Consider the following 23,808-nt stretch of genomic DNA (forward strand, 5'->3'; position numbering starts at 1 on the left):
TATGAAGAAGGAACGAGGGATATTTATAATTTTTGTGGTGTTGTGCGTGCTGGTGTCGATAGGCAACCCCAACTTTTTAGGCGCCGCCAACCTGAAGAATACTACGCGGCTCATCGGCATATTCGGTATTTTTAGCATCGGTAGTGGTATTGTTATTATTGGCAGGGGGATAGACCTTGCCGTGGGTTCGGTGTTCTCATTGGTGGGGGTAATACTCAGTATGTTGCTGGTTACCCATCATGTGGCCTGGCCGCTGGCCATATTGGCGGTGATAGCCTTAAGCCTGCTTATCGGCTGGTTCCAGGGAACGCTGATAGCCAAATACAAAATTCAGGCATTTATTGTAACACTTTGCGGCTTGCTTTTTTACCGTGGGATAGCCCGTTTCATCTCCAACGATGTAACCATGGGCTTTGGCGATGGCGAAGGTTTTGCAGGAGTGCAGTATTTAGCGGCCGGCAATTTGCTGGGCGTGCCGGTGCCCTTTTTGTTGATGATACTCATTGCCGTTATAGCAGGCATATTTTTGCATAGGTCGGTTTACGGGCGTTATATTTTTGCCATTGGCCGTAACGAAGAAGCTGCCTTTTTCTCGGGCATAAACACCAACCGCATGGTGTTGCTTACTTATGTTATTTCGGGTTTGCTTACAGGTATTTCGGGCATATTGCTGGCCTTTTATACCAATGCAATTGCCCCATCGTCGCACGGTAATTTTTATGAATTGTATGGTATAGCCGCAGCGGTATTGGGCGGTTGCTCCTTAAAAGGCGGCGAGGGTTCTATTGCGGGCATCATTATTGGTGCGGCCATGCTGCAGGTGATACAGAACCTGGTAAACCTGTTGGGCATACCCAGTTCGCTCAATTTTGCGGTGATGGGGATAGTGATACTGATAGGGGTATTGGCTGACAAGTTTTTTATGGGCAGGCAGACAACAACAAAGTGATTCTTCCTAGACCTTCCGCACAAGCCGCACCTGCCACCAACAGGTGCGGCTTTGTTGTTTTATCACCACAATAACACCCTTCAACAAAAGTCAACATTGTTCTATTACTGGCTAAAAACGTATCATCTCCCGCCTGCAAATTCCATCACTTTTGGTGAACGGTTTTGTCATGGTAAAGCGGAATAAAATACAGTATTCTAAGCTTGGGCGATAACCGGCAATACAACCACAAAGGGCCGTTGCCCCGCATATAAACTACAAAAAACAACATGAAAGGATTAGCAGGAAAAGTTGCTATCGTTACCGGCGGCTCGTCGGGTATTGGGAAGGCATGCGTAGAGCGCCTGTGTGCCGAAGGGGTTTCGGTAACATTTACCGGCCTTAGCGATGGCGGCTTTGATACAGAAAAAGAGCTTGCAGAGAAAGGGTATTCGGTGCAATTTATTAAAGGCGATATGGCCGAAGAAGCCTTTTGCAAAGCGGTAGTTGATGCCGCGGTAGCCAAATGGGGCAGCCTGCATTTTTTGGTGAATAATGCTTTTTCCTTTGTATCTAAAGGCCCTGATGTTACCCGTGCCGATTGGGATAGGGTAATGCACGCCGGCCCCGTGGCTTATGGCACTATGGCCAAATATGCCTATCCGCACATGGTTGATGCAGGCGGCGGCGCCATAGTGAACCTATCCAGTATATCGGCACACATAGCCCAGCCCTACCGCTGGACCTATAATTCGGCCAAGGGAGCCGTTACCCAGCTTACCAAATGCATGGCCATGGACCTTGCACCAAAGATCCGCGTAAATGCGGTTAGTCCCGCCTGGATATGGACCAAAGAAGTAGAGAAGGCCGCTATTGGAGGGCGCGATAAATGGGAGCCGGTATGGGGTAAATACCACTTGCTGCGCCGCCTGGGCGAGGCCGAAGAGTGTGCCGGTCCGGTAGCCTTTTTATTGAGCGATGAGGCCAGCTTTATTACCGGTGCCGACCTGTTCATTGATGGTGGCTACCTCACCATGGGCGGCGAAGGCCTTGGCGAAACATCATCTTTTGCCGGCAGCCTTTAAACTCATTTAATGATGCAAAATATACCTGTTGTTGATGCCCACCTGCACCTTTGGGACCCGCAATTGCTGCGCTACCCCTGGCTGGATGACGTGCCCATGCTGAACACAGCCCATTTGATAGCCGATTACAACCAACAAACCGAGGGCATTGAAATAGAACGGATGGTTTTTGTACAGTGCGAATGCGAACCCTCCCAATGCGAGCAAGAGGCCGCCTGGGTTACCGGGATAGCTAAACAGGATAAACGCATACAGGGCATAATCCCCTGGGCGCCGCTCGAACTTGGCGAGGGGGCAAAACAGGTGCTGGACAGGATGGCACAAAACCCGCTCATCAAAGGCATACGCCGCATAATTCAATTTGAGGCGGATGCGGACTTTTGCCTGCGCCCCGGTTTTGTGCAGGGCGTGCAGCTACTGCCGGCCTATAACTGGAGCTTTGATATCTGTGTGGCGCATCACCAATTGCCCAAAGTTATCGAGCTGGTACGCCAATGCCCTAACGTTGCCTTTATGCTCGACCATTTTGGCAAGCCTGATATCAGGAACTGGGATTTTATGCAATGGGAAAAGGACATTGAAATCCTTGCCCAATTCTCCAATGTGGATTGCAAATTATCGGGCCTGGTTACCGAAGCAGACTTTGAGAACTGGACCGCCGCTCAACTAAAGCCATATGTTGATGCTGTACTTAAACATTTCGGCCCCGACAGGCTGATATTCGGCGGCGATTGGCCCGTGGTGCGGCAGGCATCAACCTATAAACGGTGGAAAGAAACCGCGGATGAGTTGCTGGCGGGTCTGAGCCATGACGACCGCTACAAAATTTATAACGCCAACGCAGTGCGTTTTTACAAACTGGACAAACAATAATTTCTACATACTGAAAAATGAATTTAAACCTACAAGATAAAGTGGTACTGGTTACCGGCTCGGCCGGTGGTATTGGCTCGGCCTTAGTTACCGAATTTAAAGAACTGGGTGCCAGTGTATACGGCACCGATATAGCCGCCCGGCGGGAAGATAACTATGTGCAGGGCGACCTTACCGACGAAGTTTTTATCGAAACGCTGGTAAACCACATCACCGAAAAAGAAGGCCGAATAGATGTGTTGGTGAACAACGCCGGCATCTACCTGCGTACCCCGGCGCTGCAAATAAGCAAAGCCGAGTGGGAGCGGCTGATGGATATCAACTTAACCTCGGTATTTCTGCTCACCCAAAAAGTTATTGATGGCATGATAGCGCGCAAGAACGGTGCTATAGTTAGCCTGGCATCGGTAGCAGGCAAAGTGGGCGGACTGATAGCCGGGGCGCATTACGCGGCAAGTAAAGCGGCGGTAGAATGCCTCACCAAATCGCTGGCCAAATTGGGGGCACCCAATGGCGTGCGTGTAAATGCTGTTGCCCCGGGTATTATTGATACCAGCATGCAGGATGGCGTGCCGGCCCACCAAATGGATTTCCTGATGAATAACATCCCCATGGGGCGTTTGGGTACATCGGCAGAAGTGGCCAACACCATTGTGTTTTTAGCCTCAGATGCAGCATCGTACATCACCGGGCAAACCATCAGCATAAATGGTGGCACTTACATGTAATTCCCTCAAAAATGTTTCAAAGCGATTTATTTGATATCAAAGGAAAAGTGGCATTGGTCACCGGTTCATCGGGGGGGCTGGGTTCGGCTTTTGCCAAAGGTTTGTGCCAACATGGTGCCCGTGTTATTTTGAACGGCCGCAACCGCCAAAAGCTTGATGCGCAGGTAAAACAATTTACCGAGGATGGTTACGAGGTTTACGGTTACGATTTTGATATTGCCGATTCTGCGGCGGTGAATGCCGCAGTGGCTGATATCAGCAGCAAAATAGGCGATATCGATATATTGGTAAACAATGCCGGCATCACGGTGCGTGCCCCGCTGGAAGATTTTGACGAGTCGGATTGGGATAGAATAATCGCTTCCAATTTAACCAGCGCCTTTATAGTTTCTAAAGCGGTGGTAGGTAAAATGATAGCCCGCCGAAGCGGTAAAATTATTAATATCGGTTCGCTGCAGTCGGAACTCGGGCGGCCTTCTATTACACCTTATGCGGCATCAAAAGGAGGGCTTAAGATGCTCACCAAAGGCATGGCTGTGGAGTGGGCCAAACACAACATACAGGTGAACGGTATTGGCCCCGGCTACTTTAAAACCGACATGACCAAACCCCTTTATGAGAACACCGACTTTAATGATTGGGTTTGCAAACGCGCTCCCGCCGGCCGTTGGGGCGAAACGGATGAGTTGGTTGGGGCGCTGATATTCCTGTCATCAAAAGCGAGCGATTACGTTAACGGGCAGATGCTCTATGTAGATGGTGGGCTGCTATCGGGCGTATAAAAACTATCATTATATAGTTTAAACGTATCAAAAATCAAATACTGGCCTTGTAGTTATAACTATATTTATACTTTCGGTAAAATAAACCGGGAAGGCCCAATTTTAACAATGAGTATATTAACCTTTGGCGAACTGATGCTTAGGCTTACGCCGGCGCTGAGCGGCGATAAACTTGCCGGGAGTTCGGCGTTTGGTGTAAACTACGCCGGGTCCGAATCTAACGTGGCCAGTTCGCTTGCCGTGCTGGGTAATGCGGTGCAATTTGTAACCAAACTGCCCGATAACCCGCTTGGCGATGGTGCTATCAGGTCGCTTCGTAGCTATGGTATCGATACTTCGCTTATCAGCCGCGGCGGTGAGCGCTTGGGTACCTACTTTATAGAGCTGGGCGCCTCTATCCGCCCCTCGCGGGTGGTTTACGACCGCAAGCATTCTGCCTTCAGTGAGATAGCGCCCGGTGAATTTAACTGGGCGGAGATACTGAAGGGCAAATCATGGCTGTTCGTTTCGGGTATTACCCCCGCTGTTTCTGCCAATTGCGCTGCCGAAGCTATCGCGATGGTGAAAGAAGCCAAACGAATGAATGTAAAGGTTGCCTTCGATTTTAACTACCGCCGCACTTTATGGAACGATAGGGCAGATGCCCGCGTAATATTCGATGAGATACTGGCACATACGGACCTTTTGCTTGGTAATGCAGGCAGCCTGCTGGATGTTTACGATGTGCAGATAAATGGCAGCAACGAGGAAAAACAAGCAGAACATGGGCTACAGGTAGCTGCAGAAACCTTCGGTTTAAAACAGGTAGCGTTTACCATCCGCGAGCATACATCGGCATCGCAAAATAAATTGGGCGCGGTATACCTCAATAACGGCAAGGTTTACCATTCTGCCAATTACACGGTTGATATTGCCGATAGGTTTGGCACCGGCGATGCTTTTGCCGCGGGTATGCTGCACGGGCTTGCCCATGGCTGGAGCGACGAAAAATGCGTAGCCTTTGCCGGCGCGGCATTCGCCCTGAAACATACCATTTACGGAGACCAGCACACCAGCACCGAACAGGAAATTATAGCAATAATGGAGGGGAACACCTCCGGGCATGTGATCAGATGAAAGACATTATTATAAAAAATATAGAAGCAGCGAAGGTTGTGGCCATTATCCGCACCGATGACAGCGAAAGCGTTGGCGCAACCATTGACAGCCTTGTAGCTGCGGGTATTACGGCGCTGGAAATTACCTCTAACACGCCCGATTTTTGTAAGCATATTACCCGGGCAAGGCAAACCCATCCCGATGTAATGGTGGGTGCGGGTACCATTATTAACCCCGAACTGGCCAAACAGGCCATAGCCGCAGGCGCACAATTTTTGGTAACGCCCAACATGAACCCCGATGTAATTGCCGAAGCCAAAGCAGCCGAAGTGGTTACCCTAATGGGGGCCATCACCCCAACTGATATTGCGGTGGGTATAAACAACGGTGCCGATTTTATCAAAATATTCCCCGCGGGGCCCATGGGGCTTGATTATTTTAAGGCCCTGCTTGGTCCTTACAAGGGCACCAAATTTTTAGCCGTGGGCGGTATTGGCGCTGCCAATGCTGCCGAGTGGCTGGCCGCAGGTGCGGTGGGCATTGGCGTGGGCGGCTCTGTGGTGAACGGCTCGCCCGAGGTGGTAAAACAAAATGTAGAAAAGCTTTTCAGTAAAATAAAATAACGCTGCTGTATGCAAGATCAACTGATCATCGAACGTATCGAACTGTTTAAGGTGCCACCGCGCTGGCTGTTCCTTAAAATAACTACTAAAGAGGGCATCATTGGTTGGGGCGAACCCATTGTAGAGGGTAAGGCCGATACCGTTGCTGCCTGCGTAAAGGAAATGGAGCAATACCTGATCGGGCAGTCGGCGCATCGTATACAGGATATTTGGCAGGTGCTTTACCGCGCCGGCTTTTACCGCGGCGGCCCCATACTCATGAGTGCCATTGCGGGGATAGACCAGGCGCTTTGGGATATCAAAGGAAAAGCCCTGAACGTGCCTGTTTACCAGTTGCTGGGCGGCGCCGTGCGCGATAAAATGAAGATGTACTGCTGGATAGGCGGCGACAACCCCGAGGTAGTACTACAGCAGGCAAAAGATAAAATGGATGCGGGCTTCAAAGCTGTTAAAATGAACGCCACCGGCCCCATGGAATGGATATCTGCCCAAACGGAGATAAAGAAAGTTGCCGAGAACATCCGCAAACTGCGCGATGAGTTTGGCGATACGCTGGAAGTGGGCCTGGATTTTCATGGACGCGTGCACAAAGGCATGGTGCGCCGCCTGATAGACGAATTGGAGCCTTACAACCCGATGTTTATTGAAGAGCCGGTGCTAAGCGAAAATAACGAGGCGCTTAAACAGATAGCGGCCTATACCAGCATCCCTATTGCTACCGGCGAGCGCATGTTCTCGCGCTGGGATTTTAAGAATTTACTGCACGATGGGCACGTAGATATCATTCAGCCCGACCTGAGCCATGCCGGCGGTATCTCCGAAGTATTCAGGATAGCTGCTATGGCCGAGGCGTATGATGTTACCATTGCACCCCATTGCCCGCTTGGCCCCATCTCGCTGGCATCAGCCTTGCATATTGATTTTGCCTGCCCTAACGCTATTATACAAGAGAACAGCATAGGCATACACTACAACCAGGGTTTCGACCTGCTGGATTATGTGGCTAACCCGGAGATATTCAAAATAACCGATGGCTACATTGACCTGTTCACTAAGCCGGGCTTAGGTGTGGAGATAAACGAAGATGCCCTGAAAGAAGCGCAGAAGGTTGGTCACAATTGGGCAAACCCTGTTTGGCGGTTGGAAGACGGTAGTTTGGCCGAATGGTAGGCCCATAGTCTGGTTGTTATTCCTATAAGTGGTGAGGTTTGTTTTGCGGGAAAAAAGCCGGTGCTTTATTTTCGTGATAACATCTTTACCCTATGAGAACCACCGAGAGCACATCTACCCTCTCTGCTCATGATAAATTATGGCAGGCTGGGGAGCAACACCAAACTGACAACACCGAGCGCGACCTCCTGCGAGTTCGCGAACGCAACAGGGCCCATATATTGGAGCAACTGGCGGGCGATATCGACATCTTCACGATTATGCATTCTATCGTAGAATCGATACAGGAAGAAGATACCGGTTCTATTTGTACCATATTACTTTACGATAAGGAGACCAATACATTAGGCTCGGGCGTGGGGCCCGGTATGCCTAAGTTCTACAACGATGCCATTGATGGTATATCGGTAGGCGAGGGCATAGGTTCCTGCGGCACCGCAGCTTTCTCTAAACAATTGGTAACGGTTGACGATATTGGCACACACCCTTATTGGGCCGCCTTTAAGGAGTTGGCTTTTAAAGCAGGTGTGCAGTCGTGCTGGTCGCAGCCCATTTTATCAAGCAAAGGCGAAATGGTGGGTACTTTTGCCATCTATCATCGCGAACCCCGCACGCCTGAACCGGTTGACCTGGAGCGTATAGCTTATGGCGCCCGTTTTGCCAACCTGGCCATTGAGAATCGCCGCAACCGTGCCGAGATACTGGAACACCGCAATCACCTGGAAAAACTGGTTGCCGAACGTACCGAGGCGCTACGCCATGCCAACGAAGAGTTGGAGGCTTTCTCCTATTCTGTAAGCCACGATTTAAGGGCACCTCTGCGCGCCATAGCCGGCTTTAGCAATATCATGATCGAAGACTATTCGGATAAGCTGGATGCAGATGGCCAAAAAACCTTGAATACCATCGTAGTTAATGCCCTGCGCATGGGTACGCTGATAGATGATATCCTATCGTTCTCTAAACTGAGCCGCGCCGAGAAGATCAATACCGAGCTGGATATGAAAGCCATCTTCAGGAACGTTTATGACGAATTGATCAGGCAGGAGCCCGCCGGGCACAAGGTCGTTTTTGAACTTGGCGAATTGGCACCATCCTTTGGCGACCAGGCCATGATAGCGCAAGTAGTTACCAACTTTGTATCCAACGCCCTTAAATATTCGCGCAATACATCCGAAACGCATATCATAGTAAGCTCTACCGATAATGGCGACAGCACTACTTATTCGGTAAAGGATAATGGTGCCGGTTTTGACGAGAAGTACAAGAACAAATTGTTCAAGATATTCTCGCGCCTGCATAATGATCGCGATTTTGAAGGCACCGGCATCGGCTTAAGCATCGTAAAAAAGGTGATAGAACGCCATGGTGGTACCGTAAGCGCCGAGGGTGAACTGGGCAAAGGCGCTACTTTCAGCTTTAGCCTGCCCAAAGCATAAGCAAACATTTTTCGAGTAAACAGGTAGTAATAATTTTCATTTACCATGACGATAAAAGAATATCCTGAAGTATTATTAGTAGAAGACCGCGAAGAGGATGCAACGCTCACCATTCGCGCATTAAAAAAATATAATCTTATAAACGATATTAAGTGGCTGGAAGATGGCCAGTATGCCTTAGATTACCTTTTTGGTACTGGCCCGGAGAAGGTTTTGCAAGCCGTACCCAAACTAATACTACTCGACTTGAAACTTCCCCGCGTGAATGGGCTTGAAGTTTTGGAACAGATAAGGTCATCAGAAGGGCTAAGGTCTACCCCGGTTATTATGATGACATCATCAAAAGAAGATGTAGATATTAAAAAAGCCTACGAGCTCGGCGTGAACAGCTACATTGTAAAACCTATCGATTTTGCCAATTTCGCCGAAGCTGTGAAACAAGTGGGTCTGTATTGGCTAATGCTGAATCAGCCACCCGCACCTTCGCAAAAGTAGCGCCCGTTATTTTATTACCGATACTTTTTTCAGATATGATCAATGATTTGAGAATTGCCATAATTGCCGATCAAAACGAACAAATTCTCATTAGCAACGAGCTGAACGCCGCATTTCAGCAACCCCAAATAACCTTCTGCGAAAGCCGCGAAGATTTTGAAAAGGCCGTAAAGCTTCATAATTGCGATTTTATAATTGTGAATGATGCTGCCGTTAACAGGGCATTTTACACCTACATAATGCCTTTCCTCGAGCTTACCAAAATACCGTTTCTGGTATTGCGCGAGCCACAAGCGCAATCGTTCAAAAACAAGGTTATCAGAGAATTGGTGAAAACCCCTGATGGCAGCCACTTAAAAGAGTTGCCCGGTGTTATTACGCAACTTTTCAACGAACAATTTGCCCTTGGCGGGCAAAACAAAATCCTGTTCCTCGAAGACGAGGAGATAGATATTACCTTCATCAAACGTAAATTCATCAGGCTTAACCCACAGTACGAGTGCGATATAGTAACCAGTATTGGCGAGCTTCGTGAGCAAATAGAGAAAAAAGACTACGACCTGGTAGTATCCGATTTTAACTTACCAGATGGTAATGCTTTCGATTCGATAGCGATTGCCGCGGGGGCAGATATTCCTATCGTAATTGCTACCGGGCAGGGAGTAGAGAAAACCGCAGTGGAACTAATGCGGGCCGGCGCTGCCGACTACCTGATCAAAGATAAGAATATGGGCGAGCACATGCTGCTGCTGCCCAGTATCATACGGTCGGTACTGAATTATGAAAAGCTGGAAAGCTACAACAGCGGCCTGGTAGAAATGCTGCGCCTGAAGAACCAGGACCTGGAGCGTTTTGCGCATATTATAGCTCATGACCTGCGCTCGCCCATTGCATCTGCCATATTATTGATAGATACCCTGCAAATGCTTGGCGAAGACCTGTCGGAAGAACTACAGGAAACCATGGGCATGCTTACCGAGGTATCGCACAACATGACCAATACCATCGAGGGCATATACCAATACACCGTAATGGATTCGCAGTCGGACGCTTTTGTACCCGTGGATATGACCAAGGCTGCCGAAGAGGCCCTGCAAAACCTGCAAAACAAGGTGAACGAATGTGGTGCGGTGGTTACCATTGAGCCTATGGCAACCATAGAGGCCAACTACGTGCAAATGGTGCAGCTTTTCCAAAACCTGATGGGGAACGGCATTAAATACCGGGGCGATAAAAAGCCCGAGCTAACCGTGCGCAGCTTTCAGAAAGATGGCGAGCAGGTATTCACTGTAAGCGACAACGGGATAGGTATAGCCAAAGAGAACCACAAAAAGATATTCGACATATTCAGCCGCCTGCACAACAGCAGCAGCCAGTACGAAGGCGTAGGCATGGGCCTCACCATAGTAAAACGCATCCTCGAACGACACAACGGGCGCATCTGGGTGGAATCTGATCTTGGCGAGGGAACTACTTTTTTCTTTGCAGTGAAGTTAGGCTTAAACTAACTCTTCAACCAACGCCTCCCATTCCTCATCCAACGATACATTAGGCCGCTTCTGCCCGGCGCGGCGGTACCAATAGTCGGCGTTCCAAATGTCGCCTTCTTTGCGGTGCAGGTAGGCGTGTACCCAGGCCGCTGTGGCATCGTTTAGTTGGTCAACCTCGGCGTGGGCTTTATGCCAATCGCCTTTACCATCGTACCAAAGGCTTTTTAATTGTACACTTAATTGGTGGGGTGGCTGCGCTTCGGTTAACGAGGCTTTAAATTCGGCAAGTGTTTTCATGGGCGATGCTTTTGCTTGGGGCTAAATTACAAAAAGCCCGCTTTCTGCCGAACCGCATTGTGGTAATGCAGGGGTAATTTGTAACAAAAGGGCAGGCCGGTAATCTCATTAGGGCTTATCAACCTATACGTTATGCAATTGATCAGGAAACATGCAGTGTTATTAGGGGTAATTATATCCTTTATCTTCATGATAAAGGCCATTATGCTGTATCCCGGCGGCTCTTATGCCAATGCGCATTCCGTTGGCTTTACCTGGGGCGAAAGTTTTATATGCAACCTTTTCGGCGAGCATGCCCTGAACGGTGCATTAAACCCCGCAAGGTACTGGGCCTATACCGCTATGATATTGTTCCCCTGTACCTATGCTTTGTTTTTTGTTAGGATGGCTAAGAAAATGCCCGAGAAGAACGCTGCGGTTATTATCCAGATCGGCGGCGTGGCTAATATCCTCGCCACCTTTTTAATTGCCACCGGCCTGCACGACCTGATGCTGATCATATCCACCAGCCTGTTTTGGACCTGCCTGGTGATCATCACCATTTTCATCCTGAAAACAAAACTGCATTGGCTAAAATTCCTTTGCGTGATAAGTCTGTTAATGTTTTACTACAGCGTATACCTTTGGGGAATAAGCGACTGGAACCTACTGCCCATTACGCAGAAGATAAATTTTGCTACCTCCACTTTGCTTATCCTGTTGCTGGAGTATTGTACAAGTAAAGAGGATTTCGCCCATATAAAACCGAAACGAAATAAGAAATTAGCAACCGAGCTTTAGCCTTCCGCCCTATTTCAAAAACCCGTTCAAATACCCTAATATGGTTTTGGTTTGCATCATCAGCCCAACGTGGGTTTGGCCGGGTACAATGGCTAACCGCGATTTTGGCATCGGTGCCATGTCCGCAGCTATGCCGCCACCCAATAGCTTATAAGTTTTCATCAGTTCAACTTTATCCAACCCATCGTTATCGCCCGAAATGAGCAGCACGGGCATCTTCATTTTGGCGATATTGTCATCCCCCACATCAAAGGGTTCCTCGGCAAATACCATCATTTGCTCCAAAAACTTGCGCCACTTGGTTTTGTCGGGCGCAGCGGCGTTATAGCCGGTATGTAAAGGCGTATTGTCAAAAAACTCAGGCTTAAAATCTTTAAAGGCTCCATTCACCACATCCAGCCAGCCGGCGGTTTTATAGGTAGACGAAATGATAACTAATTTGCGAACACGTTTGGGGCTGTTAACTGCTACCTGGTAAGCTATGGAGCCGCCCATACTGTAGCCGGCAACATCAGCACTATCTATTTTGAGGTAGTCCATCACATCGGTTACATCTGTTGCCAGTGTGTTAATGTCCAGCTTACGGTCGGAGTAAGGGGAATGCCCGTGGCTCTGCATCTCGAGGGCAATAACCTTGTGCGTTTTGGATAGCTCAGGTATCAGCTCCACCCAGTTCATTTTTATGGTGTAAAAAGCGCCGTGGATGAGTACCAGCGGCCTGCCCTTGCCATAAACTTCGTAGTATATTTTAGCGCCTTTAACCGGCGCATAACCACTTTTGATGGGTTTGCTTTGCTGCGCATTCACGCTAAGTGACGTTAACAAAAGCATGGCAAATACTACCCCGAGTTTTACGATGCTAAATTTTTTTATCGCTGTTTTCATGCTGTGGCATCAGGTTGTTTAAGGTTTTGCTGACGATACAAATATGGCATGAATATACGCATTACGCGCTGTGTAAAAACGACATCCAACGGGTAAAAGGCGACTTGTTTGAGGGTCTTAATTAAACGCCGCCCTAAATTCTGCAGGAGAAGCTTTGGTTTTTATTTTAAACAGCCTGCTGAACGATTGCGGATGCTCGAACCCCAACCGGTAAGCCACCTCGCTGATAGACAAGGCAGTAGTAGACAAGAGCGTTTTAGACCGTTCGATAAGTTTTTGATGGATATGCTGCTGTGCATTCAATCCCGTAAGCGAACGCAGCATATCACTTAAATAATTGGGGGTGTAATTCAATTGATCTGCCAGGTACTGTACGGTTGGTAAGCCTTTGTCAATAGGCTGATCGGTATCAAAATAATTGTTCAGCAACTCTTCCAGTTGCTGAAGCAGGCCGTGGTTAGCAACCTGCCGGGTAATAAACTGGCGTTTATAGAAGCGTTTGGCATAGCTTAACAGTAACTCTATCTGTGCAATAATTACTTCCTGGCTAAGGTCATCTACCTGGGTGTTTATCTCTTTGCGGATAATATCATAGATAGCCATAATGGTGCACCGTTCCTGCTCCGACAGGTGCAGAGCCTCGTTGCTGGCGTAGGAGAAAAAGCCGTATTGTTTTATTTTTTGCGCCAGCGGGAAGCCCTGCAAAAAATCGGGATGGATGATAAGCGAGTAGCCTTCGTTATCGCCATAAGTTTCCATGCCACCGCCCATGATTTGGCCGGGCGCCGCAAACATCAGGCTGCCTTCGTCGAAATCGTAATAGCTTTGCCCGTATTTTACCTTGCCGCCCAATTTGGTAACAAAGGTTATTTTGTAAAAAGTGAGCACATAATTTGCCGGCAGCCGGCAAAGGTCGACCTGTTGCTGTGTGGCATCTACAAAAGTGATCAAGGGATGGTTGGGGCCAGGTAACCCCAGCATACGGTGTATTACCGTTAACGATTCCAGCTTCTCTACTTTCTGTGTTTCGCTTTTCATTTTTTAAATGTAATAAGTATCCCCCGCGGCCGTAGCCATAGGGGATAAAATGAAATTGCTGTGTTTATTACCAGGGTAATGGCCCATCCGGTCCGGTGAAGGCGCCTGTGGGCCCATCAGTTTCCAGTGCCACACGTACAGGTTCGCGCGAGCCAACTTCAAGGGTATCTGTCCCCTGGAAATTGTTCAGTGCGGTGGCAGTAAAGCCCGGGCTGGTGGCGTTAACTTTAATGCCTTCTTTCTCCAGTTCCAGTGCAAAGGCCAGCGTTATAGCATTAAGCGCTGTTTTTGATGCAGCATAAACCACGCCGAAATTACTGCGTGCCCAGCACTCGGGGTCGGATATCCAGGTGAGTGAACCCAGCCCGCTCGAAACATTTACAATACGTGCTGCTGTGGATTTACGCAGCAATGGCAGCATGGCCTGCGTAACGGCAATTACCGCAAATACATTGGTTTCCCACACGGTGCGTACTTCGTCAAGCTTGGCGGTGGTGGCCTGCCCTTCGGCTATTACTTCTTCCAGTGTGCGGCCGGGTTTGCCTGCGTGAGAAATGCCCGCGTTGTTTACCAAAAGGTCTAATCGGCCATGCTCGGCCTCTATTTTGGCAACGGCTGCGCTAATGCTGTCGGCTTGGGTAACATCCAGTTGTATGGGTTTTGCATTGCCGCCAATTTCGGCAGCAGCTTTTTCGCCGTTGCTAAAATTGCGCGAACCTACATATACGGTATAGCCATTGGCGGCAAGCTCTTTAGCTATTTGGTTGCCTACGCCCTGGTTTGCCCCGGTAACCAGCGCAATGGGTTGGTTAATTTTTGATGCTGTTTGGTTTTCCATTAGAATGATGTTTAAAATGAATAACCAAAGGTGGGCATTGCTAACGCAGTGGGCATAACCAAAACAAGGAAATGCTTAACCAAAATGAAAGGCGGCCGAATGTGTTGATACATTGACCTCTCTGTTTTATTGCAGAGCCCTTACTATCGGCGGCTTTCTACCGTGTAAATAAAGCTATCGGCTTTATAATAGCCTAAGTTATATTCCATAGGGCGCTCACCCTGGTCAAATACAAAGCGTTTGCGGAATAAAACGGGTTCGCCAACTTTAATGCGTAGCTTTTCTGCTATCAGTTCATCTGCCGCATGTGCGCTTATTTCTTCCTTGGATAAGTTAGCAACGGTAGAATATTCCAGCTCCAGCAACTCGTAAAGCGGGCGCTTAAAATCCTCGTCGCCGGTTAACTCTATGCGCGGGTGGAAGTAAGATATAAAGTATACAAATGGCCCATCGGGTTTACCGCGTACGCGCTCCATCTTCAGTACTTTGCGGTCGGGTTTTATTTCAAAAAAGTTAGCCAGCAGTTCATCGGGATAGACCCAGGTAACATGCAGCTCAAAATTTTTGATACTGATGCCCCGCAACTTCATTTCTTGCGAAAAGCTAAGCCAGTTGTTTGATTTGGAGCTTACCGTGGCCTGGTTAACTTTAGTGCCCGTGCGTTTTTTACGAACCAGCAAACCCTCATATACCAGCTTGTTAATGGCCTGCCTGAGAGTGGTGCGCGATATGGCCAATATTTTGGCCAGCTCAACCTCGTTGGGCAATAGTTTGCCGTTCTGAAACTCATCTTCGGCAATAAGTTTTCGTAAAAGTTCTTCGGCCTGTATATGCAGGGGGACAGGGCTTTTATGATCTATAGAATACTTCATCAGGCTTGTGCTTACGCAATGATAGTATTTTTAAATCATTACATCAATTTGTATATACATTACTAGCCCTAAAACAGGGTAAATAGCTATAAGTGTAGGTAATACACCCCGTTAAAAATAAATTTCAAATTATTTGCTATTCTTATTTTTGTTCATATGTTTGTACATTATAAACAAAAACCAATTATAATTTTCAAGTTTTAAATAGCAATGGAGCCTTCGTGGCTTTTTTATGCATCAATTAATATGTACATACATTACTACAAATAAATGAATATTGTTACTAAAGACCTTAAACCGTTGACAGCCGCAGATGCCCCTCTGCGCAAAACCTCGCAATTTCTGATGCCCGCGCAATTAGATGCGGGCTTAGATGCAGATGGCGGTTATAATATTTACCCGGCCGCATCCCTCGGAGGAGGCAAAATATTTAGCGGGTTTGCTTCGCTGGCTAAATACATCATCGCGCAGAAAACTGTTGTTATCGACGGCTATGGCGGCGTGTTTTATGAAAGCATACAGCACCAGTTGCAAGATTGCTTTGCGGACGCCGGGCTGAACGTTAACTGGATAAGAACCGAAGAATTGTTAAAGCCGGCGGCTGAAATTGAGGCCATGGTGCAACCCTTCCTTGGCGAAACGGAATCTGTTTGGGGAACTAAGGCAACTATATCTCTGTCTGATTTTTACGATAAAACAATTACCACGCAGGTTGCCGATAGCAATTACGATATCAACATCATCATTGGCCCCGGTGCTGCGCTTTCGGGCTGGGATGTGCCGGTGGTATACATAGATGTGCCAAAAAATGAGATACAGTTCAGGATGCGGGCAGGTAGCATTACCAATTTGGGTGCCGATGAGATGAGCGAGCCTTTCCAGATGTATAAGCGCTTTTACTTTGTGGATTGGGTAGTGCTTAACGAGCACAAAAAAGCCATCCTTAATAAAATTGCCGTAATGGCCGACGGGCAATGGCCCGATACCATTAACTGGATGCATCAAAGCAGCCTTACTGAAGGGCTCGGCCAGCTAAGTACGTCGGTGCTGCGTGTGCGCCCTTGGTTTGAGCCGGGTGCATGGGGCGGGCAATGGATGAAGCGAAACATTAAGGGCCTGAACACCGATGTAGTTAACCTGGCCTGGTCGTTCGAATTGATCGTGCCCGAGAATGGCCTCGTTTTCGAGAGCGACGGTAATTTGCTGGAGGTATCGTTCGATACCCTCATGTTCGCCAACAATAAAAACGTATTGGGCAAACATGCCGACCGCTTTGGAGATGAGTTTCCCATCAGGTTCGACTTTCTGGACACTTACGATGGCGGGAACCTCTCTATCCAATGCCATCCCCGCCTGAAGTACATACAGGAAAACTTCGGTGAAACCATTACGCAGGACGAAACCTATTACATTTTAGACTGCGATGATAGTGCCCGCGTTTACCTCGGTTTCCAGCAGGATATCGAACCGGCTGCCTTTCGCAATGCTTTGGAAGAAAGCCAGGCAAAAGGGGAGGAGATAGATATTGAGCAATTTGTGCAGGCGCACCCCGCCGACAAGCACGACCTGTTCCTTATCCCTAACGGAACGGTACACAGCGCCGGTGCTGGCAACCTGGTATTAGAAATAAGCGCAACGCCCTACATTTTCACCTTTAAAATGTACGATTGGGTACGGTTGGACCTTGATGGCAACCCGCGCCCCATCAACATCGAACACGCCTTTAACAATCTCGATTTTGAGCGCAAAGGCGAGCGCGTTCAACAGGAATTGATATCCAAACAAATCGTAATTGAACAAGGCGAAGGCAGAGAACTGGTACACCTGCCCACCCATCCCGACCATTTTTATGATGTGCACCGCCTGGAGTTTGATCATTCAATATCGGTAGATACCAATGACGTATGCCACGTGCTGATGCTGGTGGAAGGCGATGCCATAACGCTGGAAACAGCTAACGGTACCAAACACCGCTTTGCCTACGCCGAAACTTTTGTGGTGCCCGCGGCAGCCGGCTCATACACCCTTACCAACCTTGGCGCCGGCCGCGCAAAGGTTATTAAAGCCTTTTTAAAGTAATGGAAACTACAACAACAATAGCATCACATACTGCTGCTAAAAAAAGCAGTACCTACCTCTACCTGGTGTGCCTGGTAGCTGCGCTGGGCGGGTTTTTGTTCGGGTTTGATACGGCCGTTATTTCGGGCACGGTTGGCCTGGTGAAAAGCGATTTTGCCTTAAACGCCGTTAGCGAAGGCTGGTTTGTTAGCTGCGCATTGCTGGGCTGCATTATAGGGGTAAGTTTTTCGGGCAAGTTAAGCGATATGTATGGGCGTAAAATAGTGCTCATCCTTTCGGCTGTATTGTTCCTGGCATCTGCCATTGGCTGCATGTTCTCCGGCTCATTCACCATACTTATCATCTTTAGGTTGATAGGAGGATTAGGCATCGGCGTGGCTTCTATGGTATCGCCGCTGTACATCTCCGAGTTTTCGCCATCACGCTACCGGGGGATGATGGTATCATTATACCAGCTCGCTTTAACGGTGGGCATAGTACTGGCCTATTTCTCTAATGCATATTTAGCCAACCATGTTACCGATAGTTATGCCAGCGAAGGCATGCACACTATTTTTTCTGCCGAGGTATGGCGTGCTATGCTTGGCCTGGGTGCATTGCCGGCCGCTATATTTTTAGTGAGCCTGTTTATGGTGCCCGAATCGCCACGCTGGTTGTTGCTGAAGGGCGAAGAAGCCAAGGCGCGTGAAATACTTGTTAAGATAGACGGGCCTGCCGCAGCAATTAACGAAATAAAAGCCTTTAAAGAGCAGGACGATAGCGAGAGCACATCCATAAAAGAATTGTTTAAACCCGTTTACCGCACCGCTTTGTGGATAGGTTTGTTGCTGCCTTTCCTGTCGCAGGTCTGCGGAATTAACGCCGTGATTTATTATGGGCCAAGGATTTTGGAACAAGCCGGTTTCACGCTGAATAACGCTCTGGGCGGGCAGGTTACTATCGGCCTTGTAAATGTGGTGTTCACCTTTGTTGCCATTTTCACTGTTGATAAATGGGGCCGTAAACCACTGCTTTATGTGGGCGTTGGCGGTGCGGTTTTGTCGCTCATTATCATCGGTGCCCTGTTTTCGCTGGGTGTTACTTCCGGTCCATGGATACTCATTTTTATACTCGCTTTCATATCCTGTTTCGCTTTCTCGTTCGGCCCGGTTTGCTGGGTGGTGGTGGGCGAAATATTCCCTAACGCCGTTCGTGGCAAAGCCATGGCGCTGGCAACACTTTCCTTATGGATAGGAAACTTTTTAGTAGGGCAGTTAACGCCACTGATGCTGGAAGGACTGGGCTCGGCCTGGACGTTCTGGCTGTTTGCCCTGTGCTGCTCGCCTGCCTTGTGGTTAACCTACAAGCTAATACCCGAAACTAAAGGCCACTCGCTGGAAGATATAGAAAACTACTGGAAGGAAAGTTATAAGCGATCATCTACCCATAAATAACCCGAATAAACCAAATACAATGCAATATAAACCAACTAAAACCCCATACTATGAGATTTAAATTATTACCCAAATTAAAAAAACCATGGCGGCTGTGCAGTGGCCCGCTTGCGGCCAGCCTGCTTTGCGTTGCTGCATTTACCGGTAGTGCCAATGCTGCTATAAAGCCAACCGGGTATTTTACCAAAAACATTTTTGATGCAACGGTTACCGGTAGGGTGCTCGACGATAAGAACCAGCCCCTGCCGGGTGTTAACGTAAGCATTGTGGGCACCACTGTAGGTACCGTTACCGATGCCAACGGCCGTTATAAATTAACTATACCCGATGCTTATGCTAACCGCAGCTTAAGCTTCTCGTTCATTGGTTTTGTGAGCCAGAGTGTTGCTATTGCGGGCCAAACCGAAATTAACATTAGCCTGAAAGCCACCAACACCAGTTTAGATGAGGTGGTAGTGGTAGGTTACGGCACCCAAAAAAGGATAAACGTTACTGGTGCTGTAGGTACCATCAGTTCAAAAAACATTGAGAGCAAGCCGGTGCTGAACACCTACCAGGCGCTGCAGGGCGAATCGCCAAACTTAATTATCCAGCAAACTAACTTAAACCCGGGCAGCAACGTTACCGTGAACATTCGCGGTGTAGGTACGCTGGGTGATAATACGCCACTCGTAGTTATTGATGGTATAGTAGGTGGTAACCTGAATACGATCAATCCTAATGATATTGCCAGTGTATCGGTACTGAAAGATGCGGGTTCGGCGGCCATTTATGGTTCGCGTGCAGCTAACGGCGTTATTTTGGTGACTACCAAAGGTGGTAAATTCAATTCGAAACCAACGGTAAGCTATAACGGCAGCTACGGTTTGCAGGATGCTAAGGTGTTGGTGCATAAAGTTGATGCCTGGGATAATGCTTACTACAAAAACCAGTCGCTCATTAATTCGGGCTTGCCACCGGCCTACACCCCCGACCAGATACAGGCTTTAAAAGATGCCGGTAATGGTAACTGGGATGTGGAGCATTTGTTGAAAAAAGCACCGCAACAATCGCATAACGTAAGCATCAGCGGTGGTGGCGAAACCAACTCGTACTACATATCTGCCGGGTACCAGGATCAAGGCAGTAACCTGATAGGTAACGGTGGTTCGGGTGCCGATTTTGGTTACCAAAAATATAACCTGAGGCTAAACCAAACTTCGGTGATAGGCCGCTTCAGAACTAATATTATTCTGAACTATACCAAAACCCGCAATAAAACCAACAGCGTAGGCGACAATAACATTTTTGCCGATGCTAACCGCGTACCGCACAATTACAACTGGACGGACGCTGACGGTAACTACCTCACCAACCCGGTTGCATCACAATACAACGAGTATGGTGTATTAGAAAAAGGCGGTTTTAACCAGGCGGATAACGATGAGATATTCGGCGCCTTTAACGGCCAATTAAGCATCACCAAAGATTTGAAACTAACCGGCGAATTTGGCGGTACCATTCAAAATAATGGCAATTTTTTCAGACGCACACAAGTGAACTACCTGCCTGCGGGTGTTTATGGTAACGACCTTACCGTGTTCGATAATAACGCAAAATCGTTGCTGACCAATACCAAGGTTTACGCCGAATACGGTAAAACCATCAGCCAGCACAACTTTAAAGTGCAGCTGGGTGTATCAAGCGAAACTTATAGCCAAAATGGTTTCCAGTTACAAAAAACATTAACCGACCCGCTTTTGGGTACCCCAACAACAGGTACCATTGTTGATACGCAAAACTCATTCAATAGTATAGCGGTAAACGCTTATAGTTTACTATCTGCATTTGGCCGTTTAAATTATTCGTATGCTGATAAGTACCTGTTCGAGGCCTTGTTCCGCCAGGATGCATCTTCAAAATTTGCAGCAGGTAACAGGTCGAGCTTCTTCCCATCGGTAAGTGCCGGCTGGATAGTAACCCGCGAATCGTTCATGGAATCGGTTAAAAACACCCTGAGCACTTTCAAACTAAGGGCATCATATGGTACGGTGGGTAACCAAAATGTGGGTAACTACCAGTATCAAACCACTTACTTTAACTACCCTAACGCTTATGGCTTCGGTAACAATATTGTAGGCGGTGCAGGTACCAACATTGCTAACCGCGATATTACCTGGGAGAAAGCCACCAAACTGAACGTTGGTTTTGATGCCGGTTTCTTTGATGATAAACTTACCGCCAGTTTCGATTACTTCCGCGAGACGAGGAGCAACATTCTTGCGCCGCGTGCCGATGTGCCGCTGATATTCGGTGCAGGCTCGCCTGACTATAACGTAGCCAAAGTACGCAACAAAGGCTGGGAAGCATCGGTAACCTATAACCTTCGCGGTAAAGACCTTACCCAAAGCTTCAGCATTAACGTGGCCGATAACAAAAACACCCTGCTGAAATTAACAGGTTCCGCTACCGAAACGATTATCAACCAGGATGTTTTCCAACTGATCAGGCGAGTTGGCCAGCCTATTACGCAATATTACGGTTACGAAACCGATGGCTTTTTCCAAAATCAGCAGGATATTACAAACTCGCCCAAAATTGCAGGCAACAGCGTACAACCCGGCGACCTGAAATTTAAAGACCGCAACGGCGATGGCATTATAGATGAAAAGGATAAAACTGTTTTAGGTAACCCCTTCCCGCGCTACACATTCGGTTTCACCTATCGTGTTGCTTACAAAGGCTTCGATATGTCGTTCTTTATACAAGGCGTAGGCAAACGCGATCAGTTCCTGCGTGGCGAGTTGGTTGAACCATTCCACTACGGCTATGGCGCTACGGTTTATGAGCACCAAACAGATATTTGGTCGCCAACAAACCCCAATGCACGTTACCCCATATTGGCCAACATAGGTTCGCCATCAAACACCAACAACTGGCGCACCGGGTCTGACTTGTACAAGTACAATGCAGCATATGCAAGGTTGAAGAACGTGAACATCGGCTATAGCTTCGGTAAAGCCGTTACGCAGAAACTGGGCGTACAGCGCTTGAGGGTATCACTCATCGGCCAAAACCTGGCAACGCTTACCAAACTGAAATTCATCGACCCTGAAACCTCTGAATTTGGCAATAACCTTGGCCTGGGTTCAGCTTCGAACAGTGCAAGGCAATACCCGCTGCCTGTTTTCTACGGTGCCGGGCTTGATGTAACATTCTAAAGAAACAGATAATATTTAAAACATAAAGAAATGAGATCTTTTAAAAAGCTTTTGATCGTATCTGTTGCGATGATGGCAGCATTCGGGTGCAAAAAACTCGATATCGCACCAACAGACCGGTTTTCCGACCTTACCTTTTGGCAGGTTGATGCGAACGTATATAACGCCCTTTACAATAACTATAGCCTGATATACAGCAGCGGCCTATATTTTGATGCCGAGGCGCTTTCAGACAACGCCTACTCACCATCGGGCGACCTGAACCTGATAGCCAGCGGTAATGCTACTGCCCAAACCGCCAAGTTCGCCGGTGATTGGAGCAGGTACTATTCGGCCATCAAATCATGCAATATTTTCCTGGCCAATATTGATAAGAATACCACCTTATCTGCCGCTGCCAAAGCCCGTTTGGTTGCCGAAACCCGCTTTATCCGTGCCTTCGAGCATTTCAATTTGGCTAAATGGTATGGCGATGTGCCTTTGGTAGATAAAGATATTACACCCGAGGAGGCGCAAACCATATCGCGCACGCCGAAGGCCGATGTTATAAAATTTGTGGTAGCCGAATTGGAGGCCGCCGCTGCTGCCTTGCCATCTAAGGATGCCATCCCCGCATCAGAGAATGGCCGCATTACCAAAGGTGCTGCATTGGCTTTAGAAGCACGCGTGCTATTATACCAGGGCGACCGCATGGCCGATGTGGTTAGCATTTGCGAGAAACTGATGAACGACCAGGGTACCAACGGCGCCTACGCATTAGCCACCAGCTATAGTGCTTTGTTTAGCGATCCCAACGTTAACAAAACCAGTAATGAAAGCATTCTGGCCATACAATATGTACCCACTACCCGTACCTGGCAAAACCTTTGGGACTTTGTACCCCGTACCGTGGGCGGGCGCGTGAGCAGCATGGCCCCAACGCAGGAACTGGTTGACGATTATATTATGCTGAACGGTAAAGGCATTAAAGAAGCTGGTTCGGGCTATGTAGAAACCAACCCTTACGTAAACCGCGACCCGCGCCTTACTGCAACCATCGTTTACGACCGCTACGTATGGGTAAACGCTAACAATAGCACCAAAACTATTTACATAAAACCGGGCACCGACCCTGTTCAGCCGGGTTTAGACGAGTACAATGCAGGCTCGCAGGCAGCATCGGCAACGGCATATTACTGGCGTAAATATTACGACCCAAGCGCGCTTGCTAATTTTGTATCGGGCAATAACCTGCACCTCATCAGGTATGCCGAGATATTGCTGGATTACGCTGAAGCCAAACAAAGCCTTGGTCAAATGGACGCTACCGTATGGGCAAAAACCATTGGTGCATTACGTGCAAGGGCCGGCTTTACCGATCCCGGCGCATTAAACTACCCGGGCAGTGCCGATATGACCAACATCATCCGCCGCGAAAGAAGGGTAGAGCTGGCCATGGAAGGTACCCGTGCAGATGACATCCGCAGGTGGAAAACAGCCGAAGTAGTAATGAACGGTTACATACACGGTGCCAAATTTTCATCGGATCAAAGTACCGATAACGGTTACATCCGCACACAGCTGCGCAAGTTTAATGCGAGCAGAGATTACCTATTGGCCATCCCCGCAAATGACTTGGGCTTAAATACCAATTTGTCGCAAAACCCGGGCTATACCAAGTAAACCAATAAAAAAA

21 protein-coding genes are annotated in these 23,808 nt (G+C 48.2%); 16 read left to right on the plus strand and 5 right to left on the minus strand.

Annotated features, from left to right (window positions below; translation table 11 throughout):
• Position 1 precedes the first annotated feature (1 nt).
• The 11 genes from BC343_RS23980 to BC343_RS24030 all read left to right on the plus strand — a co-directional run bounded on the left by BC343_RS23980 (position 2) and on the right by BC343_RS24030 (position 10,729).
• Positions 2-949, plus strand: coding sequence for an ABC transporter permease (locus BC343_RS23980; RefSeq protein WP_078350334.1), 948 nt, complete (start codon positions 2-4; stop codon positions 947-949).
• A 269-nt stretch (positions 950-1,218) separates the two neighbouring features.
• A complete protein-coding gene (locus BC343_RS23985; protein WP_078350335.1) occupies positions 1,219-2,013 on the plus strand; it encodes an SDR family NAD(P)-dependent oxidoreductase in 795 nt (264 codons plus the stop codon).
• Positions 2,014-2,022: 9 nt separating this feature from the next.
• On the plus strand, positions 2,023-2,886 hold the full coding sequence (locus BC343_RS23990) for an amidohydrolase family protein (protein WP_078350336.1): 864 nt from the start codon (positions 2,023-2,025) through the stop codon (positions 2,884-2,886).
• A 17-nt stretch (positions 2,887-2,903) separates the two neighbouring features.
• A complete protein-coding gene (locus BC343_RS23995) occupies positions 2,904-3,614 on the plus strand; it encodes an SDR family NAD(P)-dependent oxidoreductase (RefSeq protein WP_078350337.1) in 711 nt (236 codons plus the stop codon).
• Between the two features lie 11 nt (positions 3,615-3,625).
• A complete protein-coding gene (locus BC343_RS24000) occupies positions 3,626-4,396 on the plus strand; it encodes an SDR family NAD(P)-dependent oxidoreductase (protein ID WP_078350338.1) in 771 nt (256 codons plus the stop codon).
• A 108-nt stretch (positions 4,397-4,504) separates the two neighbouring features.
• Positions 4,505-5,512, plus strand: coding sequence for a sugar kinase (locus tag BC343_RS24005; protein WP_078350339.1), 1,008 nt, complete (start codon positions 4,505-4,507; stop codon positions 5,510-5,512).
• Complete coding sequence (locus BC343_RS24010; RefSeq protein WP_078350340.1) at positions 5,509-6,117, plus strand: bifunctional 4-hydroxy-2-oxoglutarate aldolase/2-dehydro-3-deoxy-phosphogluconate aldolase; 609 nt, start codon at positions 5,509-5,511, stop codon at positions 6,115-6,117. Before BC343_RS24005 ends, BC343_RS24010 begins: the two co-directional genes overlap by 4 nt.
• Positions 6,118-6,126: 9 nt before the next feature.
• The gene (gene dgoD / locus BC343_RS24015; protein ID WP_078350341.1) at positions 6,127-7,287 is read left to right on the plus strand and encodes a galactonate dehydratase; all 1,161 of its coding nucleotides are present in this window, start codon (positions 6,127-6,129) and stop codon (positions 7,285-7,287) included.
• Positions 7,288-7,379: 92 nt separating this feature from the next.
• Complete coding sequence (locus tag BC343_RS24020) at positions 7,380-8,726, plus strand: ATP-binding protein (RefSeq protein ID WP_078350342.1); 1,347 nt, start codon at positions 7,380-7,382, stop codon at positions 8,724-8,726.
• A gap of 45 nt (positions 8,727-8,771) precedes the next feature.
• Positions 8,772-9,221: a response regulator gene (locus tag BC343_RS24025; RefSeq protein ID WP_078350343.1), complete on the plus strand. Its 450-nt coding sequence runs from the start codon at positions 8,772-8,774 to the stop codon at positions 9,219-9,221.
• A 35-nt stretch (positions 9,222-9,256) separates the two neighbouring features.
• The gene (locus tag BC343_RS24030) at positions 9,257-10,729 is read left to right on the plus strand and encodes a sensor histidine kinase (protein ID WP_078350344.1); all 1,473 of its coding nucleotides are present in this window, start codon (positions 9,257-9,259) and stop codon (positions 10,727-10,729) included.
• On the opposite strand, the gene BC343_RS24035 is transcribed toward BC343_RS24030, so the two are convergent.
• Positions 10,721-11,008, minus strand: coding sequence for a hypothetical protein (locus BC343_RS24035; RefSeq protein WP_078350345.1), 288 nt, complete (start codon positions 11,006-11,008; stop codon positions 10,721-10,723). The genes BC343_RS24030 and BC343_RS24035 overlap by 9 nt on opposite strands.
• A gap of 132 nt (positions 11,009-11,140) precedes the next feature.
• On the opposite strand from BC343_RS24035, the gene BC343_RS24040 reads away from it, so the two are divergent.
• On the plus strand, positions 11,141-11,788 hold the full coding sequence (locus BC343_RS24040) for a hypothetical protein (RefSeq protein WP_143822329.1): 648 nt from the start codon (positions 11,141-11,143) through the stop codon (positions 11,786-11,788).
• Positions 11,789-11,797: 9 nt separating this feature from the next.
• On the opposite strand, the gene BC343_RS24045 is transcribed toward BC343_RS24040, so the two are convergent.
• The 4 genes from BC343_RS24045 to BC343_RS24060 all read right to left on the minus strand — a co-directional run bounded on the left by BC343_RS24045 (position 11,798) and on the right by BC343_RS24060 (position 15,421).
• On the minus strand, positions 11,798-12,673 hold the full coding sequence (locus BC343_RS24045) for an alpha/beta fold hydrolase (protein WP_078350347.1): 876 nt from the start codon (positions 12,671-12,673) through the stop codon (positions 11,798-11,800).
• Between the two features lie 117 nt (positions 12,674-12,790).
• Positions 12,791-13,711: a helix-turn-helix domain-containing protein gene (locus BC343_RS24050; protein WP_078350348.1), complete on the minus strand. Its 921-nt coding sequence runs from the start codon at positions 13,709-13,711 to the stop codon at positions 12,791-12,793.
• 67 nt (positions 13,712-13,778) lie between these two features.
• Positions 13,779-14,549, minus strand: a complete 771-nt coding sequence (locus BC343_RS24055) for an SDR family NAD(P)-dependent oxidoreductase (RefSeq protein WP_078350349.1) — start codon at positions 14,547-14,549, stop codon at positions 13,779-13,781.
• 143 nt (positions 14,550-14,692) lie between these two features.
• Positions 14,693-15,421, minus strand: coding sequence for a GntR family transcriptional regulator (locus tag BC343_RS24060; protein WP_078350350.1), 729 nt, complete (start codon positions 15,419-15,421; stop codon positions 14,693-14,695).
• Between the two features lie 270 nt (positions 15,422-15,691).
• Here BC343_RS24060 and BC343_RS24065 point away from each other — a divergent pair, with 270 nt between their 5' ends.
• From BC343_RS24065 to BC343_RS24080, 4 genes are read left to right on the plus strand one after another with little or no spacing between them, the layout of a single operon-like run.
• Positions 15,692-17,500 carry a class I mannose-6-phosphate isomerase gene (locus BC343_RS24065; RefSeq protein WP_078350351.1) on the plus strand — a complete coding sequence of 603 codons (1,809 nt, stop codon included), beginning with the start codon at positions 15,692-15,694 and terminating at the stop codon, positions 17,498-17,500.
• A complete protein-coding gene (locus tag BC343_RS24070; protein WP_078350352.1) occupies positions 17,500-18,933 on the plus strand; it encodes a sugar porter family MFS transporter in 1,434 nt (477 codons plus the stop codon). The genes BC343_RS24065 and BC343_RS24070 overlap by 1 nt, the downstream gene beginning before the upstream one ends.
• 50 nt (positions 18,934-18,983) lie before the next feature.
• Positions 18,984-22,133 (plus strand): SusC/RagA family TonB-linked outer membrane protein, encoded by a 3,150-nt coding sequence (locus tag BC343_RS24075; protein ID WP_078350353.1) that lies wholly within the window; start codon positions 18,984-18,986, stop codon positions 22,131-22,133.
• Positions 22,134-22,163: 30 nt separating this feature from the next.
• Positions 22,164-23,795 carry a RagB/SusD family nutrient uptake outer membrane protein gene (locus BC343_RS24080; protein WP_078350354.1) on the plus strand — a complete coding sequence of 544 codons (1,632 nt, stop codon included), beginning with the start codon at positions 22,164-22,166 and terminating at the stop codon, positions 23,793-23,795.
• Positions 23,796-23,808: the final 13 nt, after the last annotated feature.

The organism is Mucilaginibacter pedocola (assembly GCF_002013915.1).
GTDB lineage: Bacteria > Bacteroidota > Bacteroidia > Sphingobacteriales > Sphingobacteriaceae > Mucilaginibacter > Mucilaginibacter pedocola.